24 protein-coding genes are annotated in these 25,242 nt (G+C 63.0%); 12 read left to right on the top strand and 12 right to left on the bottom strand.

The genetic code is table 11. The features are described from left to right. Positions 1 to 36 precede the first annotated feature (36 nt). Positions 37 to 246, top strand: a complete 210-nt coding sequence (locus tag B9A31_RS16835) for a cold-shock protein (RefSeq protein WP_003252255.1) — start codon at positions 37 to 39, stop codon at positions 244 to 246. A 64-nt stretch (positions 247 to 310) separates the two neighbouring features. Here B9A31_RS16835 and B9A31_RS16830 read toward each other — a convergent pair whose 3' ends face one another. From B9A31_RS16830 to B9A31_RS16815, 4 genes are all read right to left on the bottom strand, one after another. Then, positions 311 to 688 carry a hypothetical protein gene (locus B9A31_RS16830; protein ID WP_016712948.1) on the bottom strand — a complete coding sequence of 126 codons (378 nt, stop codon included), beginning with the start codon at positions 686 to 688 and terminating at the stop codon, positions 311 to 313. 17 nt (positions 689 to 705) lie between these two features. Then, positions 706 to 1,518, bottom strand: coding sequence for a putative RNA methyltransferase (locus B9A31_RS16825; RefSeq protein WP_016712947.1), 813 nt, complete (start codon positions 1,516 to 1,518; stop codon positions 706 to 708). Further along, positions 1,518 to 2,669 carry a succinyl-diaminopimelate desuccinylase gene (dapE, locus tag B9A31_RS16820; RefSeq protein ID WP_019098055.1) on the bottom strand — a complete coding sequence of 384 codons (1,152 nt, stop codon included), beginning with the start codon at positions 2,667 to 2,669 and terminating at the stop codon, positions 1,518 to 1,520. Before dapE ends, B9A31_RS16825 begins: the two co-directional genes overlap by 1 nt. A 95-nt stretch (positions 2,670 to 2,764) precedes the next feature. Beyond that, the gene (locus tag B9A31_RS16815; protein ID WP_019098054.1) at positions 2,765 to 5,356 is read right to left on the bottom strand and encodes a glycosyltransferase; all 2,592 of its coding nucleotides are present in this window, start codon (positions 5,354 to 5,356) and stop codon (positions 2,765 to 2,767) included. Between the two features lie 119 nt (positions 5,357 to 5,475). Here B9A31_RS16815 and tcdA point away from each other — a divergent pair, with 119 nt between their 5' ends. After that, positions 5,476 to 6,285 carry a tRNA cyclic N6-threonylcarbamoyladenosine(37) synthase TcdA gene (gene tcdA, locus B9A31_RS16810; protein ID WP_161751460.1) on the top strand — a complete coding sequence of 270 codons (810 nt, stop codon included), beginning with the start codon at positions 5,476 to 5,478 and terminating at the stop codon, positions 6,283 to 6,285. A 49-nt stretch (positions 6,286 to 6,334) separates the two neighbouring features. On the opposite strand, the gene B9A31_RS16805 is transcribed toward tcdA, so the two are convergent. The 4 genes from B9A31_RS16805 to B9A31_RS16790 all read right to left on the bottom strand — a co-directional run bounded on the left by B9A31_RS16805 (position 6,335) and on the right by B9A31_RS16790 (position 9,443). After that, entirely contained in the window at positions 6,335 to 6,745 is a 411-nt protein-coding gene (locus B9A31_RS16805) for a SufE family protein (protein ID WP_019098052.1), read from the bottom strand. Continuing rightward, a complete protein-coding gene (locus B9A31_RS16800) occupies positions 6,742 to 7,947 on the bottom strand; it encodes a cysteine desulfurase (RefSeq protein ID WP_025753717.1) in 1,206 nt (401 codons plus the stop codon). Before B9A31_RS16800 ends, B9A31_RS16805 begins: the two co-directional genes overlap by 4 nt. Positions 7,948 to 8,028: 81 nt before the next feature. Continuing rightward, complete coding sequence (dapD, locus tag B9A31_RS16795) at positions 8,029 to 9,063, bottom strand: 2,3,4,5-tetrahydropyridine-2,6-dicarboxylate N-succinyltransferase (protein WP_019097531.1); 1,035 nt, start codon at positions 9,061 to 9,063, stop codon at positions 8,029 to 8,031. Positions 9,064 to 9,095: 32 nt separating this feature from the next. Then, the gene (locus tag B9A31_RS16790; protein WP_003252272.1) at positions 9,096 to 9,443 is read right to left on the bottom strand and encodes an ArsC family reductase; all 348 of its coding nucleotides are present in this window, start codon (positions 9,441 to 9,443) and stop codon (positions 9,096 to 9,098) included. A gap of 276 nt (positions 9,444 to 9,719) precedes the next feature. On the opposite strand from B9A31_RS16790, the gene B9A31_RS16785 reads away from it, so the two are divergent. Then, a complete protein-coding gene (locus tag B9A31_RS16785; RefSeq protein ID WP_025753716.1) occupies positions 9,720 to 11,366 on the top strand; it encodes a Na+/H+ antiporter in 1,647 nt (548 codons plus the stop codon). A 54-nt stretch (positions 11,367 to 11,420) separates the two neighbouring features. Here the strand turns inward: B9A31_RS16785 and B9A31_RS16780 are convergent, their stop codons facing one another. The 4 genes from B9A31_RS16780 to map all read right to left on the bottom strand — a co-directional run bounded on the left by B9A31_RS16780 (position 11,421) and on the right by map (position 16,994). Next, a complete protein-coding gene (locus B9A31_RS16780; RefSeq protein WP_019097529.1) occupies positions 11,421 to 12,167 on the bottom strand; it encodes a M12 family metallopeptidase in 747 nt (248 codons plus the stop codon). A gap of 76 nt (positions 12,168 to 12,243) precedes the next feature. Beyond that, entirely contained in the window at positions 12,244 to 13,437 is a 1,194-nt protein-coding gene (gene dapC / locus B9A31_RS16775; RefSeq protein WP_019097528.1) for a succinyldiaminopimelate transaminase, read from the bottom strand. Positions 13,438 to 13,467: 30 nt separating this feature from the next. Further along, entirely contained in the window at positions 13,468 to 16,170 is a 2,703-nt protein-coding gene (locus B9A31_RS16770; RefSeq protein WP_084297159.1) for a [protein-PII] uridylyltransferase, read from the bottom strand. Between the two features lie 41 nt (positions 16,171 to 16,211). Beyond that, on the bottom strand, positions 16,212 to 16,994 hold the full coding sequence (map, locus tag B9A31_RS16765) for a type I methionyl aminopeptidase (protein WP_016712936.1): 783 nt from the start codon (positions 16,992 to 16,994) through the stop codon (positions 16,212 to 16,214). Between the two features lie 347 nt (positions 16,995 to 17,341). Here map and rpsB point away from each other — a divergent pair, with 347 nt between their 5' ends. The 9 genes from rpsB to B9A31_RS16720 form a co-directional block, all read left to right on the top strand. Further along, on the top strand, positions 17,342 to 18,079 hold the full coding sequence (rpsB, locus tag B9A31_RS16760) for a 30S ribosomal protein S2 (protein WP_003252287.1): 738 nt from the start codon (positions 17,342 to 17,344) through the stop codon (positions 18,077 to 18,079). A 185-nt stretch (positions 18,080 to 18,264) separates the two neighbouring features. After that, positions 18,265 to 19,128: a translation elongation factor Ts gene (gene tsf / locus B9A31_RS16755; protein ID WP_016712935.1), complete on the top strand. Its 864-nt coding sequence runs from the start codon at positions 18,265 to 18,267 to the stop codon at positions 19,126 to 19,128. Between the two features lie 180 nt (positions 19,129 to 19,308). After that, positions 19,309 to 20,052 carry a UMP kinase gene (gene pyrH, locus B9A31_RS16750; protein WP_003252294.1) on the top strand — a complete coding sequence of 248 codons (744 nt, stop codon included), beginning with the start codon at positions 19,309 to 19,311 and terminating at the stop codon, positions 20,050 to 20,052. Then, the gene (gene frr, locus B9A31_RS16745) at positions 20,049 to 20,606 is read left to right on the top strand and encodes a ribosome recycling factor (RefSeq protein WP_016712934.1); all 558 of its coding nucleotides are present in this window, start codon (positions 20,049 to 20,051) and stop codon (positions 20,604 to 20,606) included. The genes pyrH and frr overlap by 4 nt, the downstream gene beginning before the upstream one ends. 15 nt (positions 20,607 to 20,621) lie before the next feature. Further along, entirely contained in the window at positions 20,622 to 21,377 is a 756-nt protein-coding gene (uppS, locus tag B9A31_RS16740) for a polyprenyl diphosphate synthase (protein ID WP_016712933.1), read from the top strand. Continuing rightward, on the top strand, positions 21,377 to 22,192 hold the full coding sequence (locus B9A31_RS16735; protein ID WP_016712932.1) for a phosphatidate cytidylyltransferase: 816 nt from the start codon (positions 21,377 to 21,379) through the stop codon (positions 22,190 to 22,192). Before uppS ends, B9A31_RS16735 begins: the two co-directional genes overlap by 1 nt. Then, positions 22,189 to 23,379, top strand: coding sequence for a 1-deoxy-D-xylulose-5-phosphate reductoisomerase (gene ispC / locus B9A31_RS16730; RefSeq protein WP_019097526.1), 1,191 nt, complete (start codon positions 22,189 to 22,191; stop codon positions 23,377 to 23,379). The genes B9A31_RS16735 and ispC overlap by 4 nt, the downstream gene beginning before the upstream one ends. A gap of 33 nt (positions 23,380 to 23,412) precedes the next feature. After that, positions 23,413 to 24,765 (top strand): RIP metalloprotease RseP, encoded by a 1,353-nt coding sequence (gene rseP, locus B9A31_RS16725; RefSeq protein ID WP_019097525.1) that lies wholly within the window; start codon positions 23,413 to 23,415, stop codon positions 24,763 to 24,765. Positions 24,766 to 24,838: 73 nt separating this feature from the next. After that, the coding region (locus tag B9A31_RS16720; RefSeq protein ID WP_027615521.1) for a POTRA domain-containing protein at positions 24,839 to 25,242 on the top strand (404 nt) is incomplete at its 3' end.

Here is a 25,242-nt window from a genome sequence, read left to right as displayed (position 1 = left end):
CGGCGATCTTCACAATAAAAATCCGGAGTAGTTCAGATGTCGTCTCGTGAGACTGGGAACGTAAAGTGGTTCAACGATGCCAAGGGTTATGGCTTCATTCAGCGCGAAGGTGGTGCGGATGTATTCGTCCACTATCGGGCGATCCGCGGTGAGGGGCATCGTACCCTGGTCGAAGGGCAGCGCGTGGAATACGCCTGCGTGCAGGGCCAGAAAGGCCTGCAAGCCGAAGACGTAGTGGGCCTCTGAGCCTTTTGCGGTAAGCCTCAAGCTGCAAGTTGACCGTGTAACTTGCAGCCTGAAGCAACCTGTTTCAGCTGGTGCGCCAGGTGATTTCCTCTTCACCGTCGGCGCTGATGCGGACCCAGCGGTCGGCATCTTCTTCCCCGTCTTCCTCTACCCAGCCACCCGGCGCGCAACGCACTTCCACACCCAGTGCGGCGAAGGCGGCGCGGGCGCAGGCGACATCATCAGCCCATGGCGTCTGGTCGCTTTCCAGGTACAGGCTGTTCCATTTCCCTACAGCCTTGGGTAACCAGGTGACCGGAATGTTACCGGCCTGGCATTTGAAGGTGTGGCCTTTCTGCTTCCATTCGCTGCACGGGCCGATTGCCTGGGCGAGCCACTCGGCAATCTGCTTGTGGTCGACGTCGGCGTCCTTCAGGTAGATCTCGATATCAGGTTGGCGCATAAGGGCTCCGGGTGTGCTCAGTCTTGGCGCACGAAATAGTCATAACGCATGGAAACCGTAACCTCGAACGGCTCGGCCTGGTCGATGACCAGCGCGCGTTTTTCGGCGCTGGCGCGCCAGCCGTGCGGGGTCATGGCCAGCAGGTCGGCGCGGGCCTTGGGTTCGGCCAGGCTCAGGCGGAACTCAAGGGTTTCGCTGTGGGCATGGGCCATGCCTTCGGGGACCAGGGCCAGGTGTTTGTCGTCGGCGTAAGGGCGGACTTCATCGTAGAGCACTTCGCGCAGCTCCATCAGGTGGCCGCTGGTAGGGCCGACCCGCATCAGGCCGCCACCGGGGCTGAGCAGGCGCTTGGCCTCGGCCCAGTCCAGCGGGCTGAATACGCTGGCGATGAACTGGCAACTGGCGTCGGCCAGGGGCACGCGGGCCATGCTGGCAACCATCCAGGTGACTTCCGGTGCTCGACGGCAGGCACGCTTGACCGCCTCGCGGGAAATGTCCAGCGCGTAACCGTCGGCGGCCGGCAGGGCCTGGGCGATCTGTGCGGTGTAGTAACCCTCGCCGCAGCCGATGTCCAGCCAGGCGCCGGGCTGGCGCTCGGCGGCAAGCTCGGCCAGGCGGCTGGCCACCGGGGCATAGTGCCCGGCATCGAGGAAATCACGACGGGCTTCGACCATGGCCTGGTTGTCACCCGGGTCGCGGCTGTTTTTGTGCTGTACCGGCAGCAGGTTCAGGTAACCCTGGCGGGCGCGGTCGAAGCGGTGGCCGGCTGGGCACACCACACCATTGTCGAGCCGGCTCAGCGGCGCCTGGCAAAGGGGGCAGGCGAGCATCAGGCGAGCAACCGGACCAGGGTCTGGTAGTAGATTTCGGTCAGCAGGTCGAGGTCGCTGGCCAGAATCCGCTCGTCCACCTGGTGAATGGTGGCGTTGACCGGGCCCAGCTCGACCACTTGCGTACCCATGGTGGCGATGAAGCGGCCATCGGAGGTACCGCCGCTGGTGGACGGCAGGGTATCGCGGCCGGTGACGCCCTTGATGCTGGCCGCCACAGCGTCCAGCAGTTCGCCCGGTTCGGTGAGGAATGGCAGGCCAGACAGCGCCCAGTCGATGGACCAGTCCAGTTCATGCTTGTCGAGAATCGCCGAGACGCGCGCCTGCAGGCCTTCGACGGTGGACTCGGTAGAGAAGCGGAAGTTGAACAGTGCAGTCAGCTCGCCCGGGACCACGTTGGTGGCGCCGGTGCCGGAATTGAGGTTCGAGATCTGGAAGCTGGTCGGCGGGAAGAACGCGTTGCCTTCGTCCCAGTGCTCGGCTGCCAGCTCCGCCAGGGCCGGGGCGGCCAGGTGGATCGGGTTGCGCGCCAGGTGCGGGTAGGCCACGTGGCCTTGCTTGCCGCGCACGGTCAATTTGGCACCCAGCGAACCGCGACGGCCGTTCTTGACCACGTCACCCAGCAGGGTGGTGCTGGAGGGTTCGCCGACGATGCACCAGTCCAGGCGTTCGTTGCGCGCTTTCAGGCGTTCGACCACTGCCTTGGTGCCGTGGTGAGCCGGGCCTTCCTCGTCGCTGGTGATCAGGAAGGCGACCTTGCCACGGTGGTTAGGGTAGTCGTGCACGAAGCGCTCGCTGGCGATCACCATGGAGGCCAGGCTGCCCTTCATGTCGGCAGCGCCACGGCCGCAGAGCATGCCGTCGGCGTCGATCAGCGCTTCGAACGGTTCATGCTGCCATTGCTGCACCGGGCCGGTGGGCACCACGTCGGTGTGGCCGGCAAAGCACAGCACCGGGCCTTCCTGGGTGCCGTGGGTGGCCCAGAAGTTGTCGACATCTTCAATGCGCATCGGCTCCAGCTGGAAACCCACGGCGCCCAGGCGGTTCATCATCTGCGCCTGGCAATCGGCGTCGACGGGGGTGACCGAGGGGCGACGGATCAGGTCGCAGGCCAGTTGAAGGGTAGGCGAGAGCTCGGCAGGGGCCGTCATGGGGGACTCCGGGGCAAGGCAAGGCGGGAAATCTGAGGGGCGTTATCTTATATCAAACTGAGGGGCGGTGGGGCTGCAAAGCAGCCCCGGCAATCTCAAGCCTGCTGCGGCTCGGCGGCCTTCTCCACTGGCTTGGGCAGCGAAGACAGCAGTGCCATCACCAGAGCCGCCACATACGGCAACGACTGCACCAGCAACATCGCCACCCAGAAGCGCATGTCCGAACTCGGCAGCCCTTGCACCAGGTAGATGCCCAGCGCCGCGCCCCACAGCAGCAACATGATGAACAGCTCTTCGCGTGCTTCGGACAGCGCCACCAGCAACCCATGGCTGTCGGCATTCTTCGGTGTGCGGAAGAACGGCATGCTGCTGGTGAAGAACCCGTACAGCACCGCCTTGGCGATGGTGTGCGACAGCGCAAGGCCGGCGAGCGCAGCGGCAAAGGCATCCTTCAGGTTAACCCCCACCGCGCGGCGATACAGGAAGATGATCTTGCCCACCTTGAAGAAGAACAGCGCCAGCGGCGGGATGGCGAAGATCATCAGCGGCGGGTCTACGCGGTGCGGGACGATGATCATCGCCGCCGACCACAGCAGCGCGCCGATGGTGAAGAAGATGTTCATGCCATCGGCAATCCATGGCAACCAGCCGGCCAGGAAGTGATAACGCTGGCCGCGGGTCAGCTCGCTGTCCTTGCCGCGCAGCAGGGCGCTGGCGTGGTGCTTGATGATCTGGATGGCGCCATAGGCCCAGCGGAAGCGCTGCTTCTTGAAGTCGATGAAGGTGTCGGGCATCAGGCCCTTGCCGTAGCTGTTGTGGGCGTACGCTGCCGACAGGCCTTTTTCGAACACGCGCAGGCCCAGTTCGGCGTCTTCGCAGATGCACCATTCGGCCCAGCCCAGCTCTTCCAGCACCGTACGCCGGGTCATGGTCATGGTGCCGTGCTGGATGATCGCGTCACGGTCGTTGCGGGTGACCATGCCAATGTGGAAAAAGCCTTTGTACTCGCTATAGCACAGCTTCTTGAACGCGCTTTCGTGCTGGTCGCGGTAGTCTTGCGGCGACTGCACCACGGCAATTTTCGGGTCGGCGAAGTGCGGCACCATGTGCTTGAGCCAGTTGCGGTCGACGCAGTAGTCCGAGTCGATCACCGCGATCACTTCGGCGTCCTTGGCGGTGTGCGGGATCAGGTAGTTCAGCGCGCCACCCTTGAAACCGGCCAGGGGCGAGACGTGGAAGAACTTGAAACGCTCGCCGAGCTTTTCACAGTGGGCCTTCAGCGGCTCCCACACGGCCGGGTCCTTGGTGTTGTTATCGATCACCAGCACTTCGTAGTCGGGGTAATCCAGTGCGGCCAGGGCGTCGAGGGTCTGCTTCACCATCTCGGGCGGCTCGTTGTAGCACGGCACATGCACCGACACCTTGGGCCGGTAAGCGCTGTCGGCCTGCACCGGCAAGAATTCGCGGCGGCGCTTGTGTATCCATACCGCCTCGGCCAGTTCATGGGCCTCGGTCAGCAGCACGATGAACACGCCCAGCGCGCCAAGGGCCAGCAGCACGCCCACGGTCAGGCTGAACCAGGTGCTGTATTGCTGGCTGTAGTCGTAAGCGATCCACACCAGCACCGACCCGCACAGGAAGGTGATGAAGGTAAGGAAGGTGCGGCCGCGCTGGCGCAGGGCCGAGCCGTCGATGAACAGCACCATCAAGGCGATCATGGCCAGCACGACCGATGCCACGGCCAACGCACGCCACTGCGGGATCGCCACCACCGGGCCGTCGAAGTTGAACTTTTGCTGGCGCTCGGCGTTATACACGCCCCAGTAGGCGCCTACCGAGCCTTCATCGCTGGCCTTCCACGGCTGGTCATAGGCTTCGATGACGAAGTAGTTGTAGCCACGGCGGTTGAGGGTGTTGACCAGGGTGCGCAGGTAGATGGCCTGGTCGGCCTGGGTGGCATCGGCACCCCCGCGCATGCGGCCGTTGCTCGGCCAGCCGACCTCTGACAGCAGCAGGGGTTTACGCGGGAACTGGTGCCGCAGTTCACGGGCACGGTCGAGCACGAACTCGACCGAATCCTTCATTGGCACGAACTCCCAGTAGGGCAGGATGTGCGCGGCAATCAGGTCGACGTGCTTGGCAATCTCCGGGTTTTCCTTCCAGATGTGCCATTGCTCACTGGTGGTCACGGGCACCTTCACAGCTGCACGCACGCGGTCCAGGTACTTGATCAGGTTTTCCGGGGTAACCTCTTCACGGAACAGCGCCTCGTTGCCGACCACGACCCGCACCACGCTGCGCGAGGTGTTGGCCAACTGGATGGCGGTGGCGATTTCGCGCTCGTTGCGCTCCAGGTCCGGGCTGATCCAGATGCCCAGCGTTACCCGCAGGCCGAATTCCTCGGCCAGGCGCGGGATGTCGGCCTGGGTCCCCTCCACGGTGTAGATGCGGATGCTGTCGGTCAGTTTGCTCAACTGCTCCAGGTCCTGGCGCATCTCGTCGTCACTGGGGTACTGGCCTTTTTGCGGGCTTTCACCCAGGCGGAACGGCGAATACGAAAAGCCAGAGATCTGCTCTGGCCAGGCGGGGGCGGAAACCGGGCGGTTGATCAGGGCCCAGAACCCGGTGAACAACGCGGCGATGGCCAGGACCACGACCAGGTTCAGGCCGAATTTACGTGAAGACATTGTCGTCCATTTGTGTCGAAGTGATAGGACATTAAAGCAGGGTTGGCAGTGTCTTTCCTAACGATGCAGGCCATGGGCCGGCTGGCATATAATGCGCGCCGGTTTTTTGGGGTATGAAGATGAGCACAGAAGATCCACGCTTCGCCGGCGTTGCCCGGTTATACGGCGACCAAGGGCTGCAGCGCCTGGGCCAGGCCCATGTGGCTGTGGTCGGGATTGGCGGGGTAGGCTCGTGGGTAGCTGAAGCGCTGGCCCGGAGCGGCGTAGGGGAAATCACCCTGTTCGACCTGGACGATGTGTGCGTCAGCAACACCAACCGCCAGGCCCATGCCCTGGAAGGCCAGGTGGGGCGGCCCAAGGTCGAGGTCATGGCCGAGCGCCTGCGGGCGATCAACCCGGCGTGCACGGTGCATGCGGTGGCCGACTTCGTTACCCGCGAGACCATGGTCGAGTACATTACCGAAAACCTCGACTGCGTGATCGACTGCATCGACAGCGTCATGGCCAAGGCGGCGCTGATCGCCTGGTGCCGTCGGCGCAAGATCGCCATCGTTACCACCGGTGGTGCCGGCGGGCAGATCGACCCCACGCAAATCCAGATTGCCGACCTGAACAAGACCTTCAACGACCCGCTGGCTTCGCGGGTGCGGTCCACCTTGCGTCGCGATTACAACTTCTCGCGCAATGTCAGCCGCAACTATGGCGTGCCATGCGTGTTCTCCAGCGAGCAGCTGCGCTACCCCAAGGGCGATGGTAGCGTTTGTCTGCAGAAGAGTTTCGTGGGCGAGGGGGTGCGGCTGGACTGCTCGGGTGGCTTTGGCGCGGTGATGATGGTGACCGCGACCTTTGGCATGGTGGCGGCGAGCAAGGCAATCGAAAAGTTGGTGGCAGGTGCGCGGCGGCCCTCGGAACGAGTCAAACCTGATTAAATTGCGTGGGCTTCTTCGTGGGTAAACCCGCGAAGAAGCCAGCACCGATTTAGCGGTTGGACGCCAGCTCCGCCATCCGCTGCAACACCGCATGCAGCCCATTACTGCGCGATGGCGACAGCTGACGCTCCAGCCCCAGCTGTGTGAACCACTCACGCAGGTCCAGCCCGACCAATTCTTCACTGGCCAAGCCTTGAACCCTTACCAGCAACAAGGCCAGTAGCCCACGCAACAAGCGTGCATCGCTGGTGGCCTTGAACCGCCAAAGCCCATCAACGTGCTCGGCCACCAGCCAAACCAGGCTTTCGCAGCCATGCACCCGGTTGGCGTCGGTCTTCTCGGTATCATCCAGCGGTTCCAGCCGCTCTCCCCACTGCATCAGCAGCCGCGCCCGCTGTTCCCAACCCTTGCCCTGTGCAAAAGCCTCCAGCGCCTGACGTGCTTGCTCCGGCATGCTCATCGCAGCAGCTCCAGGCCCTGATCCAGCGCAGCGAAGAAGCGCTGAAGGTCATCGCTGTCGTTGTACAAGCCCAACGACACTCGAATTGCGCCTTCAAGGCCCAAGCCTTTCAGCAACGGCATGGCGCAATGGTGCCCGGCACGCACGGCAATACCCTGTTCGGTAAGCAAGTGGGCGATATCGGCATTGTGCACCCCCTCGATGACAAAGCTGGCCAAGGCCGCCTGTGGCGCACCGAGCACCCGCACGCCTTCGCGGTCGGCCAGCCCCCGGAGCAGGTGCTGGTGCAGGCTGGTTTCATGGGCTTCGAGCGCCTGGGCGTCGAGGCTGGCCAGGTAGTCCAGGGTTGCGCCCAGACCAATCACCCCGGCGATTGGCGGCGTTCCCGCCTCGAACCCCAGCGGTGCGGGACGGAAGCTGGCGCTCTGGTACTCGGCCAGTTGCACCATCTCGCCCCCGAACTGCCAGTGGCGCAACAGTTCCAGCGCCTGAGGGCGGCCATACAGCACGCCAACCCCGTCCGGGCCATACAGCTTGTGGCTGGAGAACACATAGAAGTCGCAACCCAGGTGCTGCACATCATGGCGACCATGCACCACGCCCTGGGCGCCGTCGACCACGGTCAGTGTGCCCTGGGCGCGGGCATGGGCCAGTAGCGCCGGCAGCGGCTGCCAGGTGCCCAGCACGTTGGACAGCTGGCTGACCGCCAGCACCCGGGTGCGGGGGCCGATCAGTTGCAGCGCCTGGTCCAGGTCGATGCGGCCGTGGGCATCCAGCGGCAGCACCACCAGGCGCAGGTTGCGCCGGCGCGCCAGCTGTTGCCAGGGCAGCAGGTTGGCATGGTGCTCCAGCGCGCTGACGGCGATTTCGTCACCGGCTTCGAAGCGATGTTCCAGGCCATAGGCCAGAAGGTTCAGCGCCGAGGTGGCGCCGTGGGTGAACACGATCTGCCGGGAGTCTGCGGCATTCAGCCAGGCGGCAACCTTGTCGCGGCTGGTCTCGAACGCCTGGGTTGCCAGTGCGCCGGGCAAGTGCTGGGCACGGTGCACGTTGGCCGCGCCATGGCCGTAATAATGGCTCAGGGCGTCAAGCAGGGCTTGCGGCTTCTGGGTGGTGGCGGCACTGTCCAGGTAGGTCTGGTGCTGCCGTTGCAGGGCGGCGATGGCGGGGAAGTCGGCACGCCAGGGGGAGGGCTGGAACATGTTCACGGGGCCTGGAATGAAAATCGGGTCTGGCGCGGTGGCGCCAGACCCGATCTTAACACCTCAAACCGGGGAAGGTTCTCAGTTGTGGGCGTGCAGCGCTTCGTTCAGCTCGATGGCCGACTTGTGGGTCTTGCACTCCACGGCGCCGTTCAGCGAGTTGCGGCGGAACAGCAGGTCGGTCTGGCCAGCCAGGTCGCGGGCCTTGACCACTTTGACCAGCTCGTTGTTCTCGTCCAGCAGGTTCACCTTGGTGCCCGCAGTGATGTACAGGCCGGCTTCGACGGTGTTGCGGTCGCCCAGCGGAATGCCGATACCGGCGTTGGCGCCGATCAGGCAGCCTTCACCCACCTTGATGACGATGTTGCCGCCACCGGACAGGGTACCCATGGTCGAGCAGCCGCCGCCCAGGTCCGAGCCCTTGCCAACGAATACGCCAGCGGACACGCGGCCTTCGATCATGCCTGGGCCTTCGGTGCCAGCGTTAAAGTTGACGAAGCCTTCGTGCATGATGGTGGTGCCTTCGCCGATGTAGGCACCCAGGCGCACACGGGCGGTGTCGGCGATACGCACGCCGGCAGGGACCACGTAGTCGGTCATTTTCGGGAACTTGTCCACCGAGAACACTTCCAGCAGCTCGCCCTTCAGGCGCGCTTCCAGTTGCAGCTCGGCCAGTTCGGCCAGATCGACCGCGCCCTGGTTGGTCCAGGCCACGTTCGGCAGCAGCGGGAAGATACCGGCCAGGCTAACACCGTGCGGCTTGACCAGGCGGTGCGACAGCAGGTGCAGCTTCAGGTAGGCCTCTGGGGTGGAGGTCAGGGCAGCGTCTTCGGCCAGCAGGGTGGCGACCAGCGGCTTGTGGCTCTCGGCCAGGCGGGTCAGCAGGGCGGCCTGGGCCGCGTCAACGCCTTTCAGGGCTTCGGCCAGTTGCGCGGCCTGGGCGTTGCTGAAGGCGATGGCCTGGTTGCCACTTTCATAGCCCAGCACTGGGGCTACAGCAGCGACCAGTTCGGCGCTCGGGTTGAGCAGGGGTTGTGCGTAGAACACTTCAAGCCAGGCGCCCTGGCGGTTCTGGGAGCCGACACCGAAGGCCAGGCTGAACAGGGTATTGGACATGTGATTACCTCGTGCGAAATAGGGGAGGGGGCTCAGGCCAGGGCAGCGGCGTACAGGTCGGGCTTGAAGCCGACCAGGGTACGCGCGCCAAGGTCCAGCACCGGGCGTTTGATCATCGACGGCTGGGCCAGCATCAGCTCGACGGCCTTGGCCTGGTCGAGGTCGGCCTTGCTGGCGTCGTCCAGCTTGCGGAAAGTGGTGCCGGCACGGTTGAGGATGACTTCCCAGCCGTGTTCGTCGCACCAGCGGTTCAGGCTGTCACGGTCGATGCCTTGGGTCTTGTAGTCGTGGAATTCGTAGGCGATGGCCTTGTCTTCGAGCCAGGTACGCGCCTTTTTCATGGTGTCACAAGCTTTGATGCCGTAGAGCGTGTAGGTCATTGTGTGCATTGGGGTCACAGGTTGCCCCAATCTCTCCGTTTTCCAAATGTCAGTCGCGGGATTATGCGGGAACGATCCTGTGAGCGCCACGGGTGTGCTTGTCTTGAACCGTGCAGTGTGTCGGAGATCGAGCGAGGTATCATCATGTTACATATTCCCTGGCCACCTGCGACTATCGTGCAGCGGCCCCAAACCGCTGCTCGCCGCTAACATATTGTTTCAATGGCGATGTTTCGCCCTGCTATCGTTTCTGGTTCATAAAGGAAGCTTTCCCGGATGCAGTCCGCCTACACCGTCCTCATCCTGCTGACGCTGGTCAGCCTGTCGAAGCTGGTCGGCCGCATGATTCCGCTGCCCCTGCCGCTGGTGCAGATCGCTGCCGGTGCCTTGCTGGCCTTGCCGACACTGGGCCTGCATGTAGCCCTGGACCCCGAATTGTTCCTGTTCCTGTTCTTGCCGCCGCTGCTGTTTGCCGACGGCTGGCGCATCCCCAAGCGTGAGCTGTGGCGCATCCGCGGGCCAGTGGTGGCGCTGGCCGTTGGTCTGGTGCTGTTCACCGTGGTCGGAGCTGGCTACTTCATTCACTGGTTGCTGCCGAGCATCCCGCTGCCAGTGGCCTTTGCCCTGGCGGCGGTGCTGTCGCCGACTGACGCCGTGGCGGTTTCGGCCATCGCCCAGGACCGCTTGCCCACGCCCCTGATGCACATGCTGCAGGGAGAGGCCCTGATGAACGACGCATCAGGCCTGGTGACCTTCAAGTTCGCCCTGGCGGCGGCGATCACCGGGGTGTTCTCGCTGACGGATGCAAGCTTCAGTTTCGTCCTGGTGGCGCTTGGCGGCCTCGCGGTGGGTGTGGGCCTGAGCTGGCTGGTGGGCCGCCTGCGCGCCTGGATGATCGCCCGTGGCTGGGACGACCCGGCCACCCATGTGGTGTTCATGTTGCTGCTGCCGTTCGCCGCCTACGTGCTGGCCGAGCGCCTGGGCGTGTCGGGCATCCTTTCGGCAGTCGCGGCGGGCATGATGCAGAGCTGGCTCGACCTGCTGCCACGGCAAACCAGCACCCGCCTGCTCAACCGCAGTGTCTGGTCGCTGCTGGAGTTCGCCTTCAATGGCCTGATCTTCCTGCTGCTGGGCCTGCAACTGCCAGACATCATCAAGGCCGTGGTAAGCCATGAAACCACGTTGTGGCCAACCCTGGCCTGGCGCTGCCTGGACGTGGTGGCGATCTTTGCAGCGCTGATTTTACTGCGGTTCATCTGGGTGCAGAGCATCTGGCGCTCGATCGGTGTGGTGCGTCGCTGGCGCGGCAAGCCGGCGCTGGTGCTGATGCCCACGGCGCGCTCCTGCTGGCTGCTGACCCTGGGCGGTGTACGCGGTGCGGTCACCCTGGCCGGTGTGATGTCGGTGCCGCTGCTGATGGGGGCAGGCAAGGCGTTCCCGGAGCGTGACCTGCTGATCTTCATCGCCGCCGGGGTGATCCTGTTGTCGTTGATCAGTGCCTGTATTGCGCTGCCGCTGTTGCTGCGGGGGGTGACCAAGAGCCCGGACGAGCGGCTGCACCAAGAAGTGCAGGATGCCTGGCGGCGCACGGCCGAGGCTGCGATCCATGCGCTGGAGGCAGAGGAAGTGATTGACAGCAACGCGCCGCAGGACGCCGCGCAAGCAACCCTGGCGACCGAACTCAAGGCACGCCTGATGGCTGAATACCGGGATGAACTGGACAGCTACAACGACAGTGCCGAAGCCAAGGCCCTGGCCGAGCAGATGGACTTGCTGGAGCGCCGCTTGCGCCTGCGTGCCCTGCGGGCGCAGCGGCTGGAACTTTACAACCTGCACCGCCAGCACCTGGTGGGTGATGAAGTGGTGCGGCAGGTGCTGGGGGAGTTGGACATGAGTGAGGCGAACCTGGGGCAGGTCAGGTAAGTGTGGGGGCCGCTTTGCCGCCTGAACCTTGGCGCGGCGGCCCTGATGTTTGAATTAATAGTAGGGGTAGGCGCGGCTCATGAACGTTTTGTCTTTTTCACTCAGTTCAGTGTTGAGTTTTATCTCGAAACTACCGTCGGTTAACTCCGGTTGGACCTGATAGTGCATGACCGATAGAGGGTCATAGGGGGTGGTCAGCAACCCTGAAGCTGGGAGTGGGGTGAAGTACTGTTGTTCGACATCTTGTGCACTCCAACCAGGGATACCTATGTGTAGCGAGTGTATGAGCGCCTTGTTCCAGGGGATCTCTGCATCAGGATGCTGGTGCTCATGTTGTGCGCCTAGTGCGTGGCCGAATTCGTGCAGGACTGTATGGGTAAAGTAATCGCCTTGCTCCGGCCTTACCGTGAGCACCATCGACTCCCATGGGCGGTCCAGCAGGCAGTCAGTGCCGATTGCACATTCATTGATCGGCCCTCTTTCGTTGCTGGTCAAGATGGTGATATCGGCATCCGTCGTGTTGTTTTTCATGAAGCGGAAGCGGATGTTGCCGTAGGCAAGCCATTTGGCGGCGACGTCGGTGATGGCTTCTTTCAAGTCGGCGCTCGGGCTGCCCAGGAACGATACCTTCAGCGTGCTGCCGGTTGGCCACAGCTTGCCATGTTGAGCTACCGAGCGTTTCTTGCGTGAGCCTGACGAGGCACTGTTGGGCGCATTGAGCGGGTTGACCGCAATGGCGTTTTCGTATGACAACTGCGGGTCTTTGTCGCTCCGGCAGCGGCAGAAAGGAAGTGAGTGCATGCGCGAGTCTCCTGGTTGAGGTGCTTCAGTCTCAACTGGCAGCGACTCGCGCGTGCCTTAATTATTTGCTGCAATGTCAGGCGCGAAGAAAGTCCCGAATCCGCTCTGCCGCCTCGATGCACTCGGCCAGCGGTGCAACCAGCGCCATTCGCACACGCCCGGCACCCGGGTTCACGCCGTCCACCTCACGCGACAGGTACGACCCCGGCACCACGGTCACATGCTGGGCTTCGAACAGGTCGCGGGTGAACTCGGCATCGCCACCCGGCACCTTGGCCCACAGGTAGAAGCTGCCGTCCGGGCGCTGCACGTCCAGCACCGGTTGCAGGATGTCCAGCACGGCATCGTACTTGGCGCGGTACTGGTCGCGGTTCTCGCGCACATGCGCCTCGTCCTGCCAGGCGGCAATGCTGGCCAGCTGGGTTTGCACCGGCATGGCGCAGCCGTGGTAGGTGCGGTACAGCAGGAACGGCTTGATGATCTCGGCATCGCCCGCGACGAAGCCCGAACGCAGGCCCGGAAGGTTGGAACGCTTGGACAGGCTGTGGAACACCACGCAACGTTTGAAGTCGCTGCGGCCCAGTTCGGCACAGGCGGTCAGCAGGCCTGGAGGCGGCGCGTCTTCGTCGAAGTACAGCTCGCTGTAGCATTCGTCGGCAGCGATCACGAAGTCGTGCTCGTCAGCCAGGGCGATCAGCTTCTTCAGGGTATCCATCGGCACCAGCGCGCCAGTGGGGTTGCCTGGCGAGCACAGGAACAGGATCTGGCAACGTTTCCACACTTCGGCCGGCACCGCGTCAAAGTCGGGGTTGAAACCATTGCTTTCCAGGCACGGCAGGTAGTGCGGGGTGGCCCCGGCCAACAGCGCTGCGCCTTCGTAGATCTGGTAGAACGGGTTGGGGCTGACCACCAGGCCATCATCGGCGCGGTTGACCACGGCCTGGGTGAAGGCGAACAGCGCTTCGCGGGTACCGTTGACCGGCAGGATGTGGCGGTCGGCGTCCAGCCAGCCGGCGGGCACGCCAAAGCGCCGTTCGCACCATTGACCAATCGCCTGGCGCAGTGCCGGCAGGCCGATGGTGCTGGGGTATACCGCCAGCTTGTCGAGGTTGTCGGCCATGGCCTGGGCGACGAACGCCGGCGATTCGTGCTTCGGCTCACCGATCGACAGGGCGATGGCGCGTTTGTCCGCCGCAGGCTTCACGCTACCCAGCAGGGCGCGGAGCTTTTCGAAGGGGTAGGGCTGAAGCTGGGTCAAGGCATGGTTCATCGGCGCAAGGTCTCGTCAATCGTCTTATCGTTAAAAGGTCACGCGGGTCGGGCTGGCGTCGCTACCTTGGCCGGCCTGCAGTTGCTGCACGATGGCTTCCTGCAGGCGGCTGCACAGCTGCGGGTCGGACAGCGGCTGGTTGTCGGCATCGGTGATGAAGAACACGTCTTCCACCCGTTCGCCGAGGGTGGCGATCTTGGCGTTTTGCAGCGACAGGTCGAACTCCAGGAAAATCCGCCCAAGCCGGGCCAGTAGCCCTGGGCGATCGGGCGCAGTGATTTCGAGGATGGTCACCGGGCGCTGGGCATCGTTGAGGATGGTTACCTGTGGCGGGAAGTCGAAGTGCTTGAGCTGGCGCGGTACCCGGCGCTGGATGATGGTCGGGTAGTCCTCGGGGTTGCGCAGCGCTTCGGTCAGGCCGTCGCGAATCTGTTTGACCCGCTGCGGGTTGTCGCCGATCGAGCCGCCGTCGTTATCCAGCACGATGTAGGTGTCGAGGGTGAACTGGCTGCTCGACGTGATGATCCGCGCGTCATGAATGTTCAGGTTCAGCTGCGACATGGCGGCCACCGTCACGGCGAAGAAATCATGCTGGTCGGGGGCATAGATGAAGATCTGCGTGCCGCCTTCGAACTCGCGCTGGGTGGTTTCCTTGATCAGCACCAGCGGCCCGCCATCGGCGGGTTGCTGCAGAATCGCGTCACTGTGCCAGGCCACGTCGGCGGCGTTGTGCTTGAGGAAGTAGTCATCGCCCAGTTGCGACCACAGCTGCTCGACGTCGTCCGGGTCGGTGCCTTCGCGCACCAGGATATCCAGCGCTGCGGATTGTGTCTGGCGAATTTGCTCTTCGCGGTCCAGCGGGTTTTCCAGGCCCCGGCGCAGGGCACGCTTGGTCTCGGTATACAGCTGACGCAGCAGGCTGGCTCGCCAGGAGTTCCACAGGCTGGGGTTGGTGGCGTTGATGTCGGCCACGGTCAGCACGTAGAGGTAGTCAAGGCGTGTCTCGTCACCCACGTGCAGGGCAAAGTCGTTGATCACCTGCGGGTCGGACAGGTCCTTGCGCTGGGCGGTGGTCGACATCACCAGGTGGTTCTGCACCAGCCAGACGATCAGGCGGCTGTCCCAGGCCGGCAACTGGTGGCGCTCGCAGAACTTCTTCGCATCCACTGCGCCGAGGTCGGAGTGGTCGCCCTGGCGGCCTTTGCCGATGTCGTGGTACAGGCCAGCCAGGTAGATCAGCTCGGGTTTGGGCAGGCGGCCCATGAGCTTGCTGGCCAGCGGGAATTTCTCGGACACCGGCGTGTATTGCAGCTTGCGCAGGTGCTTGATGAGGTTGAGGGTGTGCGCATCGACCGTATAGATATGGAACAGGTCATGCTGCATCTGCCCGACAATCAGCCCGAACTCCGGCAGGTAGCGGCCAAGGATGCCGTAGCGGTTCATCCGCCGCAGGTTGCGGTGGATGCCGATTTCGCACTTGAACAGCTCGATGAACAGGCTGGTGTTGCGGATGTCGGTGCGGAACGTGTCATCGATCAGGTGCCGGTGCTCGCGCAGCAGGCGCACGGTATCGGCACGCACGCCTTTGATTTCCGGGTGCTGGGCCATCAGCACGAAGATTTCCAGCATGGCGAACGGCGTGCGCTTGAACACGTTCGCGTTGGTGGCCTCGATATAGCCATCATGCAGGCGGAAACGCGCATTCAGCGGCTGGGTGGTGCCGCTGTCCTCGTCGGCGAGGATCACTTCCTCGAAATGCTGGATGATCAGGTCGCACAGCTGGCTGATGCTCATCACCACCCGGTAGTACTGCTGCATGAACTGCTCGATTGCCCGCTTGGGGTTTTCGTCGCTGTATCCCAGCAGTGCGGCCAGGCTGCGCTGATGATCGAACAGCAGCCGGTCCTCGGCGCGCCCGGCCAGCATGTGCAGGGCGTAGCGCACCTTCCACAGAAAGTCCTGGGAGGAGGCCAGCAGCTCGTTCTCGCTTTCCAGCAAAAAGCCTTCGCCAGCCAGTGCATGCAGGTTCAGGGTGCCGTACTGGCGGCGCGCCACCCACAGTACCGTCTGGATATCGCGCAGGCCGCCTGGTGAGCCCTTGACGTTGGGTTCGAGGTTGTACTCGGTGTCGTTGTACTTGTGGTGGCGGGCCTTGAGTTCGGCGCGCTTGGCCAGGAAAAATTCCTTGCTCGGCCACATGTGTGCGGTGCTGGTTACGTCCAGCATGCGTTGGCGCAGGGCCTCGGGGCCGGCAATGGTGCGGCTTTCCATCAGGTTGGTGATGACCGTCAGGTCGGCGCGGGCCTGCTCGGCACACTCGTCGACGGTGCGCACGCTCTGGCCCACTTCCAGGCCGATGTCCCACAGCAAGGTGAGAAAACGTTCGATGGCATCGCGGTACTGCTCGTGCTCGGCGGCGCCCAGCAAGATCAGCAGGTCGATGTCCGAATGCGGGTGCAGTTCACCGCGCCCGTAGCCGCCCACCGCAACCAGGGCGATGCCGCTGTGGTCGCCCCAGTCGAACTGGTTCCACGCCTGTTGCAGGATATTGTCCACGAGCCAGGCGCGGGCTTCGATCAGTGGGCGGATTTCGCCGCCCGCGCGAAAACGCTTGTCGAGCACCTCGCCGGCCAGGCGGATGGCTTTCTTGAAGGCGGCGATAGGGCTCGCCTTGAGGGCCAGTTCCGCCTGGAACTGACCGCGGTCGAACAGCTCGGGATCCACCTGGGGCATCGCGTCACGTTCCTGTCGTGGGGTGGCCTGTCGGAGTACGGTCAGGCCGAGGTGCGCGGGATGGTGTCGTCCTTGCGCAGGGTGAAGATCTCGTAGCCCGTCGCGGTCACCACCAGTGTGTGTTCCCATTGGGCCGAGAGCTTGCGGTCCTTGGTGATGGCGGTCCAGCCATCGCCCAGTACCTTGGTGTCGGCCTTGCCCTGGTTGATCATCGGCTCGATGGTGAAGGTCATGCCTTCTTTCAGTTCCATGCCGGTGCCGGCACGGCCGTAGTGCAGGATCTGCGGCTCTTCGTGGAACACCTTGCCGATGCCGTGGCCGCAAAACTCGCGCACCACCGAGAAGCCGTTCTTTTCCGCGTGCTTCTGGATCACTTCACCGATGTCGCCCAGGCGGCAGCCTGGCTTGACCAGCTCGATGGCCTTGTACATGCACTCCTGGGTCACCTTGGACAGGCGTTCGGCCCATACCGGCACGGTACCGACGTGGAACATGCGGCTGGTGTCGCCGTGGTAGCCGTCCTTGATCACGGTGACGTCGATGTTGAGCGTGTCACCGTCCTTGAGCGGCTTGTCGTTGGGGATGCCGTGGCAGACCACATGGTTGATCGAGGTGCAGATCGACTTCGGGTAGCCCTTGTAGTTGAGCGGTGCCGGGATGGCCTGCTGGACGTTGACGATATAGTCGTGGCACAGGCGGTCGAGCGCTTCGGTGGTGACACCAGGCTTGACGTGTTCTTCGATCATTTCCAGCACCTCGGCGGCCAGGCGGCCAGCGATGCGCATCTTTTCGATGTCTTCTGCGGTCTTGATGGTGACGGTCATTACAGGCTCTCTACGGCGCCGTATACGGCGCGAACAAACGGGAAAGGCCGGATTCTAGCAGAGCAAGGCGCCGATCGGTCGGGATAAAGGCGGCCAGGCTGCTGTCTATAGCTGGCATTCTGGCGCGAAAGCGCAGGTGCTGCAAAAGCCGCTGACGGACGCAACAGTATCCGGGTTCCGTTCGGCCGCGGTGTGTGGTATAAAATGCGCCGCTTTCGGGGACGACCCCGTCAGCACTTAAACCCACACACGTGTCGACACGATGACCTGGGTGCCCCGAGTTGCGAAATTCGCGGGTTGGTCATTGGGATACGTGGAGGCCCAACCCGACTTATCAAGGAACTATCATGTCCCAAGTCAACATGCGCGATATGCTGAAGGCCGGTGTGCACTTCGGCCACCAGACCCGTTACTGGAACCCGAAAATGGGCAAGTACATTTTCGGCGCGCGCAACAAGATCCACATCGTCAACCTGGAAAAAACCCTGCCAATGTTCAACGACGCTCTGTCGTTCGTTGAGCGCCTGGCCCAGGGCAAGAACAAGATCCTGTTCGTCGGCACCAAGCGTTCCGCCGGCAAGATCGTCGCCGAGCAAGCTGCTCGTTGCGGTTCGCCGTACGTTGACCACCGTTGGTTGGGCGGCATGCTGACCAACTACAAGACCATCCGCGCTTCGATCAAGCGTCTGCGCGACCTGGAAACCCAGGCCGAAGACGGCACTTTCGCCAAGCTGACCAAGAAAGAAGCCCTGATGCGCTCCCGCGACCTGGAAAAACTGGATCGCAGCCTGGGCGGCATCAAGGATATGGGCGGTCTGCCAGACGCTCTGTTCGTTATCGACGTTGATCACGAGCGCATCGCGATCACCGAAGCCAACAAGCTGGGCATCCCGGTTATCGGCGTTGTCGATACCAACAGCAGCCCTGAAGGTGTTGACTACATCATCCCGGGTAACGATGACGCCATCCGCGCTATCGAGCTGTACATGACTTCGATGGCTGACGCAGTCATCCGCGGCCGCAACAACGTTGCCGGCGGCACCGAAGTTTACGCTGAAGAAGCGGCTGCACCTGCTGCTGAGTAATAGGCGCTAGCGTCTACTTGGCACGCAAAAAGGGGGCTCTGCCCCCTTTTTGCCACCTTGAAATCCTGCTGTCAGCATCGGCCCCGCATCATGGGCTCGCTGAAATGAAAACAGCGGATTAGCAGAATTGAACGCCCGTGACGAACGGGTGGAATGGTTGAAAAACTTTCCAAGAGGATTTTGAAATGGCAGCAATTACTGCAGCGCTGGTAAAAGAACTGCGCGAGCGTACCGGCGAAGGCATGATGGATTGCAAAAAGGCCCTGGAAAAGGCCGGCGGCGACATCGAGAAAGCCATTGACGACATGCGTGCCTCGGGCGCCATCAAGGCCGCCAAAAAGGCTGGCAACGTCGCTGCTGAAGGCGCTATCGCCGTCAAGACCGACGGTAAATCCGCCGTCCTGCTGGAAGTGAACTCGCAGACCGACTTCCTGGCCCTGCAAGACGACTTCAAGAACTTCGTAGCCGAAAGCCTCGAGCAAGCCTTCGCCGAGAAGCTTACCGACGCTGCTCCGCTGATCGCTTCGCGTGAAGCGGCTCGTGAAGCCCTGGTTGCCAAGTGCGGCGAGAACGTCAACATCCGTCGCCTGGTGCGCGTTGAGGGTGACGTTGTCGGTGCCTACCTGCACGGCAACAAGATCGGCGCTGCCGTTGTCCTGAAAGGCGGTGACGTCGAGCTGGCCAAGAACATCGCCATGCACGTTGCAGCTTCGAACCCAGAGTTCCTGGATTCGTCGGAAATCTCCGCCGAGGCCATCGAGCGCGAGAAGGGTGTCTTCCTGCAACTGAACGCCGACAAGATCGCCGGCAAGCCGGAAAACATCGTTGAGAACATGATCAACGGCCGTATCACCAAGTTCAAAGCCGAAGCCTCGCTGAAAGAGCAAGCTTTCGTTATGAACCCGGAAGTCAAAGTTGGCGAACTGGCCAAGAAAGCCGGCGCTGAAATCGTTTCCTTCACCTACTTCAAAGTAGGCGAAGGCATCGAGAAGCCAGTCGACGACTTCGCTGCTGAAGTTGCCGCTCAGGTAGCTGCTGCCAAGCAGTAAGACAGCCCCGTCTGTCGCCCAAAAGAGGCTGCCCGCTCACGCGCGCAGCCTCTTTGTCAAAACGGCGAAGGGTTTATAAAACTCGCCGCCGCTGGCACCAAAACGGTGCCACGCTACAGTTAGCAGGCTGCAAACAGCCCGCACGAATTTTCTAAAAGTACGCCGCAGGAGAGACTCGCAATGGCTCAGCAGGTGAGTGGTCGCCAACCTCGCTATAAACGCATTTTGCTCAAACTTAGCGGCGAGGCCCTGATGGGCTCGGAAGACTTCGGGATCGACCCGAAAGTGCTGGATCGCATGGCCCTTGAAGTTGGCCAGCTGGTAGGGATCGGTGTCCAGGTCGGTCTGGTGATCGGTGGTGGCAACCTGTTCCGCGGCGCCGCGCTCAGCGCAGCCGGCATGGACCGCGTCACCGGTGACCACATGGGCATGCTGGCCACCGTGATGAACGGCCTGGCCATGCGCGATGCGCTGGAGCGCTCGAACATCCCGGCTCTGGTCATGTCGGCCATTTCCATGGTCGGTGTCACCGATCATTACGATCGTCGCAAAGCTATTCGCCACCTCAACTCCGGGGATGTGGTAATTTTCTCCGCCGGTACCGGCAACCCGTTCTTCACCACCGACTCCGCGGCCTGCCTGCGCGCCATCGAAATCGATGCCGACGTGGTGCTGAAGGCGACCAAGGTCGATGGTGTGTACACTGCCGATCCATTCAAGGACCCACACGCCGAAAAGTTCGATCACCTGACCTACGATGAGGTCCTGGATCGCAAGCTGGGTGTGATGGACCTGACCGCAATCTGCCTGTGCCGTGACCACAAGATGCCATTGCGGGTATTCAACATGAACAAGCCTGGCGCCCTGCTGAACATCGTGGTGGGTGGCGCTGAAGGTACTCTGATCGAGGAAGGCCAAGCATGATCAACGACATCAAGAAAGACGCGCAGGAGCGCATGGGCAAGTCCATCGAAGCCCTGGCTCGCAACCTCGCGGCAATCCGCACCGGTCGCGCGCACCCAAGCATCCTGGACAGCGTCAAGGTCACTGCCTGGGGTAGCGAGATGCCGCTGAACCAGGTGGCCGCGATCACCGTCGAAGACGCCCGCACCCTGAAGATTGTCGCGCACGACAAGAACCTCAGTGCTGCCATCGAAAAGGCCATCCTCACCTCCGACCTGGGCCTGAACCCGTCCAGCGCCGGTACCACCATTCGCGTGCCGATGCCGGCGCTGACCGAGGAAACCCGCAAGGGTTACACCAAGCAGGCCAGCGGTGTGGCCGAGGATGCCAAGGTCGCTGTGCGCAATGTGCGCCGCGATGCCCTGGGCGACCTGAAGAAGCTGACCAAGGACAAGGAAATCAGCGAAGACGAAGAACGTCGCGCGGCGGACGAGATCCAGAAGCTGACCGACAAGTTCATTGCTGAAGTCGATGCTGCGTACAAAGCCAAGGAAAAGGACCTGATGGCCGTCTAAGGCCGGGGTTTTTTAATGGAAAAGTCCAAGTTGGCGGCACCGTCCTCGGTGCCGCGTCATGTCGCGATCATCATGGATGGCAACAACCGCTGGGCGAAAAAGCGCCTGCTGCCCGGCGTTGCCGGGCACAAGGCGGGTGTCGACGCCGTTCGCGCGGTCATCGAAGTCTGTGCCAAGTCCGGGGTCGAGGTACTGACCCTGTTCGCCTTCTCCAGTGAAAACTGGCAGCGCCCGGCCGAAGAGGTTGGTGCGTTGATGGAGCTGTTCTTCTCGGCCCTGCGCCGGGAGGCCAAGCGCCTCAACGAGAACAACATCAGCCTGCGCATCATCGGTGACCGTTCGCGTTTCCACCCTGAATTGCAGGCCGCCATGCGCGAAGCCGAGGCGCTGACCGCCGGCAACAATCGCTTCATCCTGCAGATCGCAGCCAACTACGGTGGCCAGTGGGATATCGCCCAGGCCGCCCAGCGGCTGGCGCGGGAAGTGCAAGCCGGTCACCTGCGCCCGGAAGATATCACCCCGGGTCTGCTGCAGACGTGCCTGGCAACCGGCGAGCTGCCGCTGCCGGACCTGTGCATCCGCACCGGTGGCGAGCACCGCATCAGCAATTTCCTGTTGTGGCAACTGGCCTACGCCGAGTTGTACTTCTCCGACCTGTACTGGCCGGACTTCAAACACGAGGCCATGCGCAATGCCCTGGCCGATTTCGCTTCGCGCCAGCGCCGCTTCGGTAAGACCAGCGAGCAGGTCGAGGCTGGAGCTCGTGCTTAATGCTTAAACAACGCATCATTACCGCGCTGATCCTGCTGCCGATCGCGCTGGGCGGTTTCTTCCTGCTCAACGGTGGGGACTTTGCCCTGTTCATCGGCTTCGTGGTGACCCTTGGCGCCTGGGAGTGGGCGCGCCTGGCCGGGCTCATGGCTCAGCCGCTGCGCATTGCCTATGCCTTGGTGGTCGCCGGGGCGCTGATGCTGCTGTACATCCTCCCGGAGCTGGCACCCTGGGTGTTGGGCGCTGCGGTGATATGGTGGGGGCTGGCAACCTGGCTGGTGCTTACCTATCCGCGCAGCAGTGAGCTGTGGGCCAGTGCCGCCTGCCGGTTGCTGATTGGCCTGCTGGTGTTGCTGCCAGCCTGGCAGGGGTTGGTACTGCTCAAGCACTGGCCGCTTGGCAACTGGCTGATCCTTTCGGTCATGGTGCTGGTCTGGGCTGCCGACATCGGCGCGTACTTCTCTGGCCGGGCGTTTGGCAAGCGCAAGCTCGCCCCGCAGGTCAGCCCTGGCAAGAGCTGGGAAGGTGTGTATGGCGGCCTTGCCGTCAGCCTGTTGATTACCCTGGGTGTCGGCATCAGCCGCGACTGGGGCTTTGGCCAGCTCTTGCTGGGCCTTCTGGGCGCCGCGTTGCTGGTGATGTCCTCGGTGGTCGGTGACCTGACCGAGAGCATGTTCAAGCGCCGTTCCGGCATCAAGGACAGCAGCAACCTGCTGCCTGGCCATGGTGGTGTGCTGGACCGCATCGACAGCCTGACCGCAGCGATCCCGATCTTCGCCGTGCTGCTGTGGGCTGCCGAATGGGGTGTGATGTGAGTCGCCCGCAGCGTATTACCGTGCTCGGGGCCACTGGCTCCATCGGCCTGAGCACGCTGGATGTGATTGCGCGGCACCCCGACCGCTACCAGGTGTTTGCCCTCAGCGGCTATTCGCGTATCGATGAATTGCTGGCCCTGTGCGTGCGCCATCGTCCGGCGTTTGCCGTGGTGCCAAGCGCCGAGGCGGCCCAGCGGCTGCGCGAAAGCCTGGCTGCGGTCGGTTGCGCTACCGAAGTGCTGGAGGGTGAGGCCGGGCTTTGCCAGGTGGCCTCGGCAGCGGAAGTGGACGCCGTGATGGCAGCCATTGTCGGTGCGGCCGGCCTGCGTCCTACCTTGGCGGCAGTCGAGGCGGGCAAGAAGGTGTTGCTGGCTAACAAGGAAGCCCTGGTGATGTCTGGCGCGCTGTTCATGGAGGCGGTACGGCGCAGTGGTGCCGTGCTGTTGCCAATCGACAGCGAGCACAACGCGATTTTCCAGTGCATGCCCGGCGATTATGCGCGTGGCCTGAGCGCGGTCGGCGTACGCCGGATCCTGCTCACGGCTTCCGGCGGCCCGTTCCGTGAAACGCCGGTCGAGGCACTGCTGGACGTGACCCCTGAACAAGCCTGCGCGCACCCTAACTGGTCGATGGGGCGCAAGATTTCCGTCGACTCGGCCAGCATGATGAACAAGGGGCTTGAGCTGATCGAAGCCTGCTGGCTGTTCGATGCCGCGCCGGCCAAGGTCGAGGTGGTGGTGCACCCGCAGAGCGTGATCCACTCCCTGGTCGACTATGTGGACGGTTCGGTGCTGGCACAGCTGGGCAACCCTGACATGCGCACGCCGATCGCCAATGCCCTGGCGTGGCCAGAGCGGATTGACTCTGGGGTGGCACCGCTGGACCTGTTCGCCATCGCCCGTCTGGATTTTCAGGCGCCCGACGAACAGCGCTTCCCTTGTCTGCGCCTGGCGCGGCAGGCTGCCGAGGCCGGCAACAGTGCACCCGCTGTGCTCAACGCAGCCAACGAGGTGGCGGTCGAGGCATTTCTTGGGCGGCGTATCCGCTTCCCGGAGATCGCGGGTATGATCGAACAGGTGCTCGACCAAGAGCCCGTCGTGCCGCTGCCATCGCTGGATGCGGTGTTTGCCGCCGACCAGCGTGCCCGGGAGCTTTCCCGTGAGTGGCTGAGGCGTCACGGTCGCTGAAGCCGGCCTGCTGAACATCATTCGGAGATGGACATGACAGCGCTCTACATGATTATCGGCACCCTCGTGGCCTTGGGTGTGTTGGTCACCTTCCACGAATTCGGCCACTTCTGGGTGGCGCGCCGCTGCGGTGTCAAGGTGCTGCGCTTCTCGGTGGGCTTCGGCACGCCGCTGCTGCGCTGGCATGACCGCCACGGTACCGAGTTCGTGGTCGCGGCGATTCCGCTGGGTGGCTACGTCAAGATGCTCGACGAGCGCGAGGGTGATGTGCCGCCTGCGTTGGCCGGGCAGTCGTTCAACCGCAAGTCGGTTCGCCAGCGTATCGCGATTGTCGCGGCAGGCCCGATTGCCAACTTCCTGCTGGCCATCCTGTTCTTCTGGGTGTTGGCAATGCTGGGTACCCAGCAGGTCCGTCCGGTGATCGGTGCGGTCGACAGTGGCAGCCTGGCTGCGTCGGCTGGCCTGACCGCAGGTCAGGAAATCGTCTCCATTGACGGCAAGCCGACCAACGGTTGGTCAGCGGTCAATCTCCAGCTGGTTCGCCGCCTGGGCGAGAGCGGCACTTTGCAGGTTGGCGTGCTCGACGAAGGCGCCACTGCCGAGCGCCAATTGCAGGTCAAACTGGACAGCTGGCTCAAGGGCGCCGACGAGCCGGACCCGATCCAGTCGCTTGGTCTGCACCCTTGGCGCCCGGCGATCGTGCCCGTACTGGCCGAGATCGATCCGAAGGGGCCAGCTGCCGCTGCTGGCCTGAAAACCGGTGACAAACTGCTGGCGGTCGATGGCGTGGCCGTGACCGAATGGCAACAGGTTGTCGACAGCGTGCGTGCGCGCCCGGATGCCAAAGTCGTGGTGCGCGTGGAGCGTGATGGCGCGGCCCTGGACGTTCCGGTGACCCTGGCTCGCAAAGGCGAGGGCAAAGCAGTTGGTGGCTATCTGGGTGCCGGGGTAAAAGGTGGCGAGTGGCCTGCCAGCATGCTCCGCGAAGTCAGCTACGGCCCGCTGGACGCGGTGGGTGAGGGCTTGTCGCGCACCTGGAGCATGAGCGTCCTGACCCTTGAGTCGCTGAAGAAAATGCTGTTCGGAGAGCTCTCGGTAAAAAACTTGAGTGGACCGATAACCATTGCTAAAGTGGCGGGCGCTTCGGCCCAGTCCGGCGTGGGGGATTTCCTGAATTTCCTGGCCTACCTGAGCATAAGCCTGGGGGTTCTTAACCTGCTGCCCATCCCGGTACTGGATGGGGGGCATTTGCTGTTTTACCTGGTCGAGTGGGCGCGCGGTCGTCCGCTGTCGGATCGGGTGCAAGGTTGGGGGGTCCAGATCGGTATCAGTTTGGTCATAGGGGTGATGTTGCTCGCCCTGATCAACGATCTGGGTCGACTATAAAGCTTCGCTCAATTGCGAACCTGCCGTGTTGTCGCGGCGGGTTGTTTATTGCCAGTTGGAATAAAAGGACTTCATGAAACGTCTGCTGCTAACTGCGGTCATGTCCGCACTGATGATCGCTGAAGTTCACGCCGAGTCCTTCACCATCTCCGATATTCGCGTCAACGGCCTGCAGCGGGTTTCCGCCGGCAGTGTGTTCGGTGCCCTGCCGCTGAACGTCGGCGACCAGGCGGATGACCGCCGCCTGGTGGACTCGACCCGTTCCCTGTTCAAGACTGGGTTCTTCCAGGACATTCAGCTGAACCGCGATGGCAATGTGCTGATCATCAACGTGGTCGAGCGCCCGTCGGTGTCGAGCATCGAGATCGAAGGCAACAAGGCAATCAGCACCGAAGACCTGATGAAGGGCCTGAAGCAATCGGGCCTGGCCGAGGGCGAGATCTTCCAGCGTGCCACCCTCGAAGGCGTGCGTAACGA

The sequence above is a fragment of the Pseudomonas sp. URIL14HWK12:I5 genome (assembly GCF_900176445.1).
GTDB classification, from domain to species: Bacteria; Pseudomonadota; Gammaproteobacteria; order Pseudomonadales; family Pseudomonadaceae; genus Aquipseudomonas; species Aquipseudomonas monteilii.
Note: the sequence above shows the minus strand (reverse complement) of the source record. Positions and strands in the feature narration are given on the sequence as shown.

Excerpts from the sequence above, each read along its gene's own strand:
- B9A31_RS16805 (WP_019098052.1), bottom strand. The coding sequence starts at position 6,745 with ATGAGCATGCCGGAGCAAGCACGTCAGGCGCTGGAGGCTTTTGCACAG.
- map (WP_016712936.1), bottom strand. The coding sequence starts at position 16,994 with ATGACCGTCACCATCAAGACCGCAGAAGACATCGAAAAGATGCGCATC.
- B9A31_RS16830 (WP_016712948.1), bottom strand. The coding sequence starts at position 688 with ATGCGCCAACCTGATATCGAGATCTACCTGAAGGACGCCGACGTCGAC.
- B9A31_RS16770 (WP_084297159.1), bottom strand. The coding sequence starts at position 16,170 with ATGCCCCAGGTGGATCCCGAGCTGTTCGACCGCGGTCAGTTCCAGGCG.
- tsf (WP_016712935.1), top strand. The coding sequence starts at position 18,265 with ATGGCAGCAATTACTGCAGCGCTGGTAAAAGAACTGCGCGAGCGTACC.
- B9A31_RS16780 (WP_019097529.1), bottom strand. The coding sequence starts at position 12,167 with ATGCACTCACTTCCTTTCTGCCGCTGCCGGAGCGACAAAGACCCGCAG.
- dapD (WP_019097531.1), bottom strand. The coding sequence starts at position 9,063 with ATGTCCAATACCCTGTTCAGCCTGGCCTTCGGTGTCGGCTCCCAGAAC.
- uppS (WP_016712933.1), top strand. The coding sequence starts at position 20,622 with ATGGAAAAGTCCAAGTTGGCGGCACCGTCCTCGGTGCCGCGTCATGTC.
- pyrH (WP_003252294.1), top strand. The coding sequence starts at position 19,309 with ATGGCTCAGCAGGTGAGTGGTCGCCAACCTCGCTATAAACGCATTTTG.
- dapE (WP_019098055.1), bottom strand. The coding sequence starts at position 2,669 with ATGACGGCCCCTGCCGAGCTCTCGCCTACCCTTCAACTGGCCTGCGAC.
- tcdA (WP_161751460.1), top strand. The coding sequence starts at position 5,476 with ATGAGCACAGAAGATCCACGCTTCGCCGGCGTTGCCCGGTTATACGGC.
- B9A31_RS16735 (WP_016712932.1), top strand. The coding sequence starts at position 21,377 with ATGCTTAAACAACGCATCATTACCGCGCTGATCCTGCTGCCGATCGCG.
- B9A31_RS16790 (WP_003252272.1), bottom strand. The coding sequence starts at position 9,443 with ATGACCTACACGCTCTACGGCATCAAAGCTTGTGACACCATGAAAAAG.
- rpsB (WP_003252287.1), top strand. The coding sequence starts at position 17,342 with ATGTCCCAAGTCAACATGCGCGATATGCTGAAGGCCGGTGTGCACTTC.
- B9A31_RS16815 (WP_019098054.1), bottom strand. The coding sequence starts at position 5,356 with ATGTCTTCACGTAAATTCGGCCTGAACCTGGTCGTGGTCCTGGCCATC.
- B9A31_RS16835 (WP_003252255.1), top strand. The coding sequence starts at position 37 with ATGTCGTCTCGTGAGACTGGGAACGTAAAGTGGTTCAACGATGCCAAG.
- B9A31_RS16825 (WP_016712947.1), bottom strand. The coding sequence starts at position 1,518 with ATGCTCGCCTGCCCCCTTTGCCAGGCGCCGCTGAGCCGGCTCGACAAT.
- rseP (WP_019097525.1), top strand. The coding sequence starts at position 23,413 with ATGACAGCGCTCTACATGATTATCGGCACCCTCGTGGCCTTGGGTGTG.
- B9A31_RS16785 (WP_025753716.1), top strand. The coding sequence starts at position 9,720 with ATGCAGTCCGCCTACACCGTCCTCATCCTGCTGACGCTGGTCAGCCTG.
- B9A31_RS16800 (WP_025753717.1), bottom strand. The coding sequence starts at position 7,947 with ATGTTCCAGCCCTCCCCCTGGCGTGCCGACTTCCCCGCCATCGCCGCC.
- dapC (WP_019097528.1), bottom strand. The coding sequence starts at position 13,437 with ATGAACCATGCCTTGACCCAGCTTCAGCCCTACCCCTTCGAAAAGCTC.
- frr (WP_016712934.1), top strand. The coding sequence starts at position 20,049 with ATGATCAACGACATCAAGAAAGACGCGCAGGAGCGCATGGGCAAGTCC.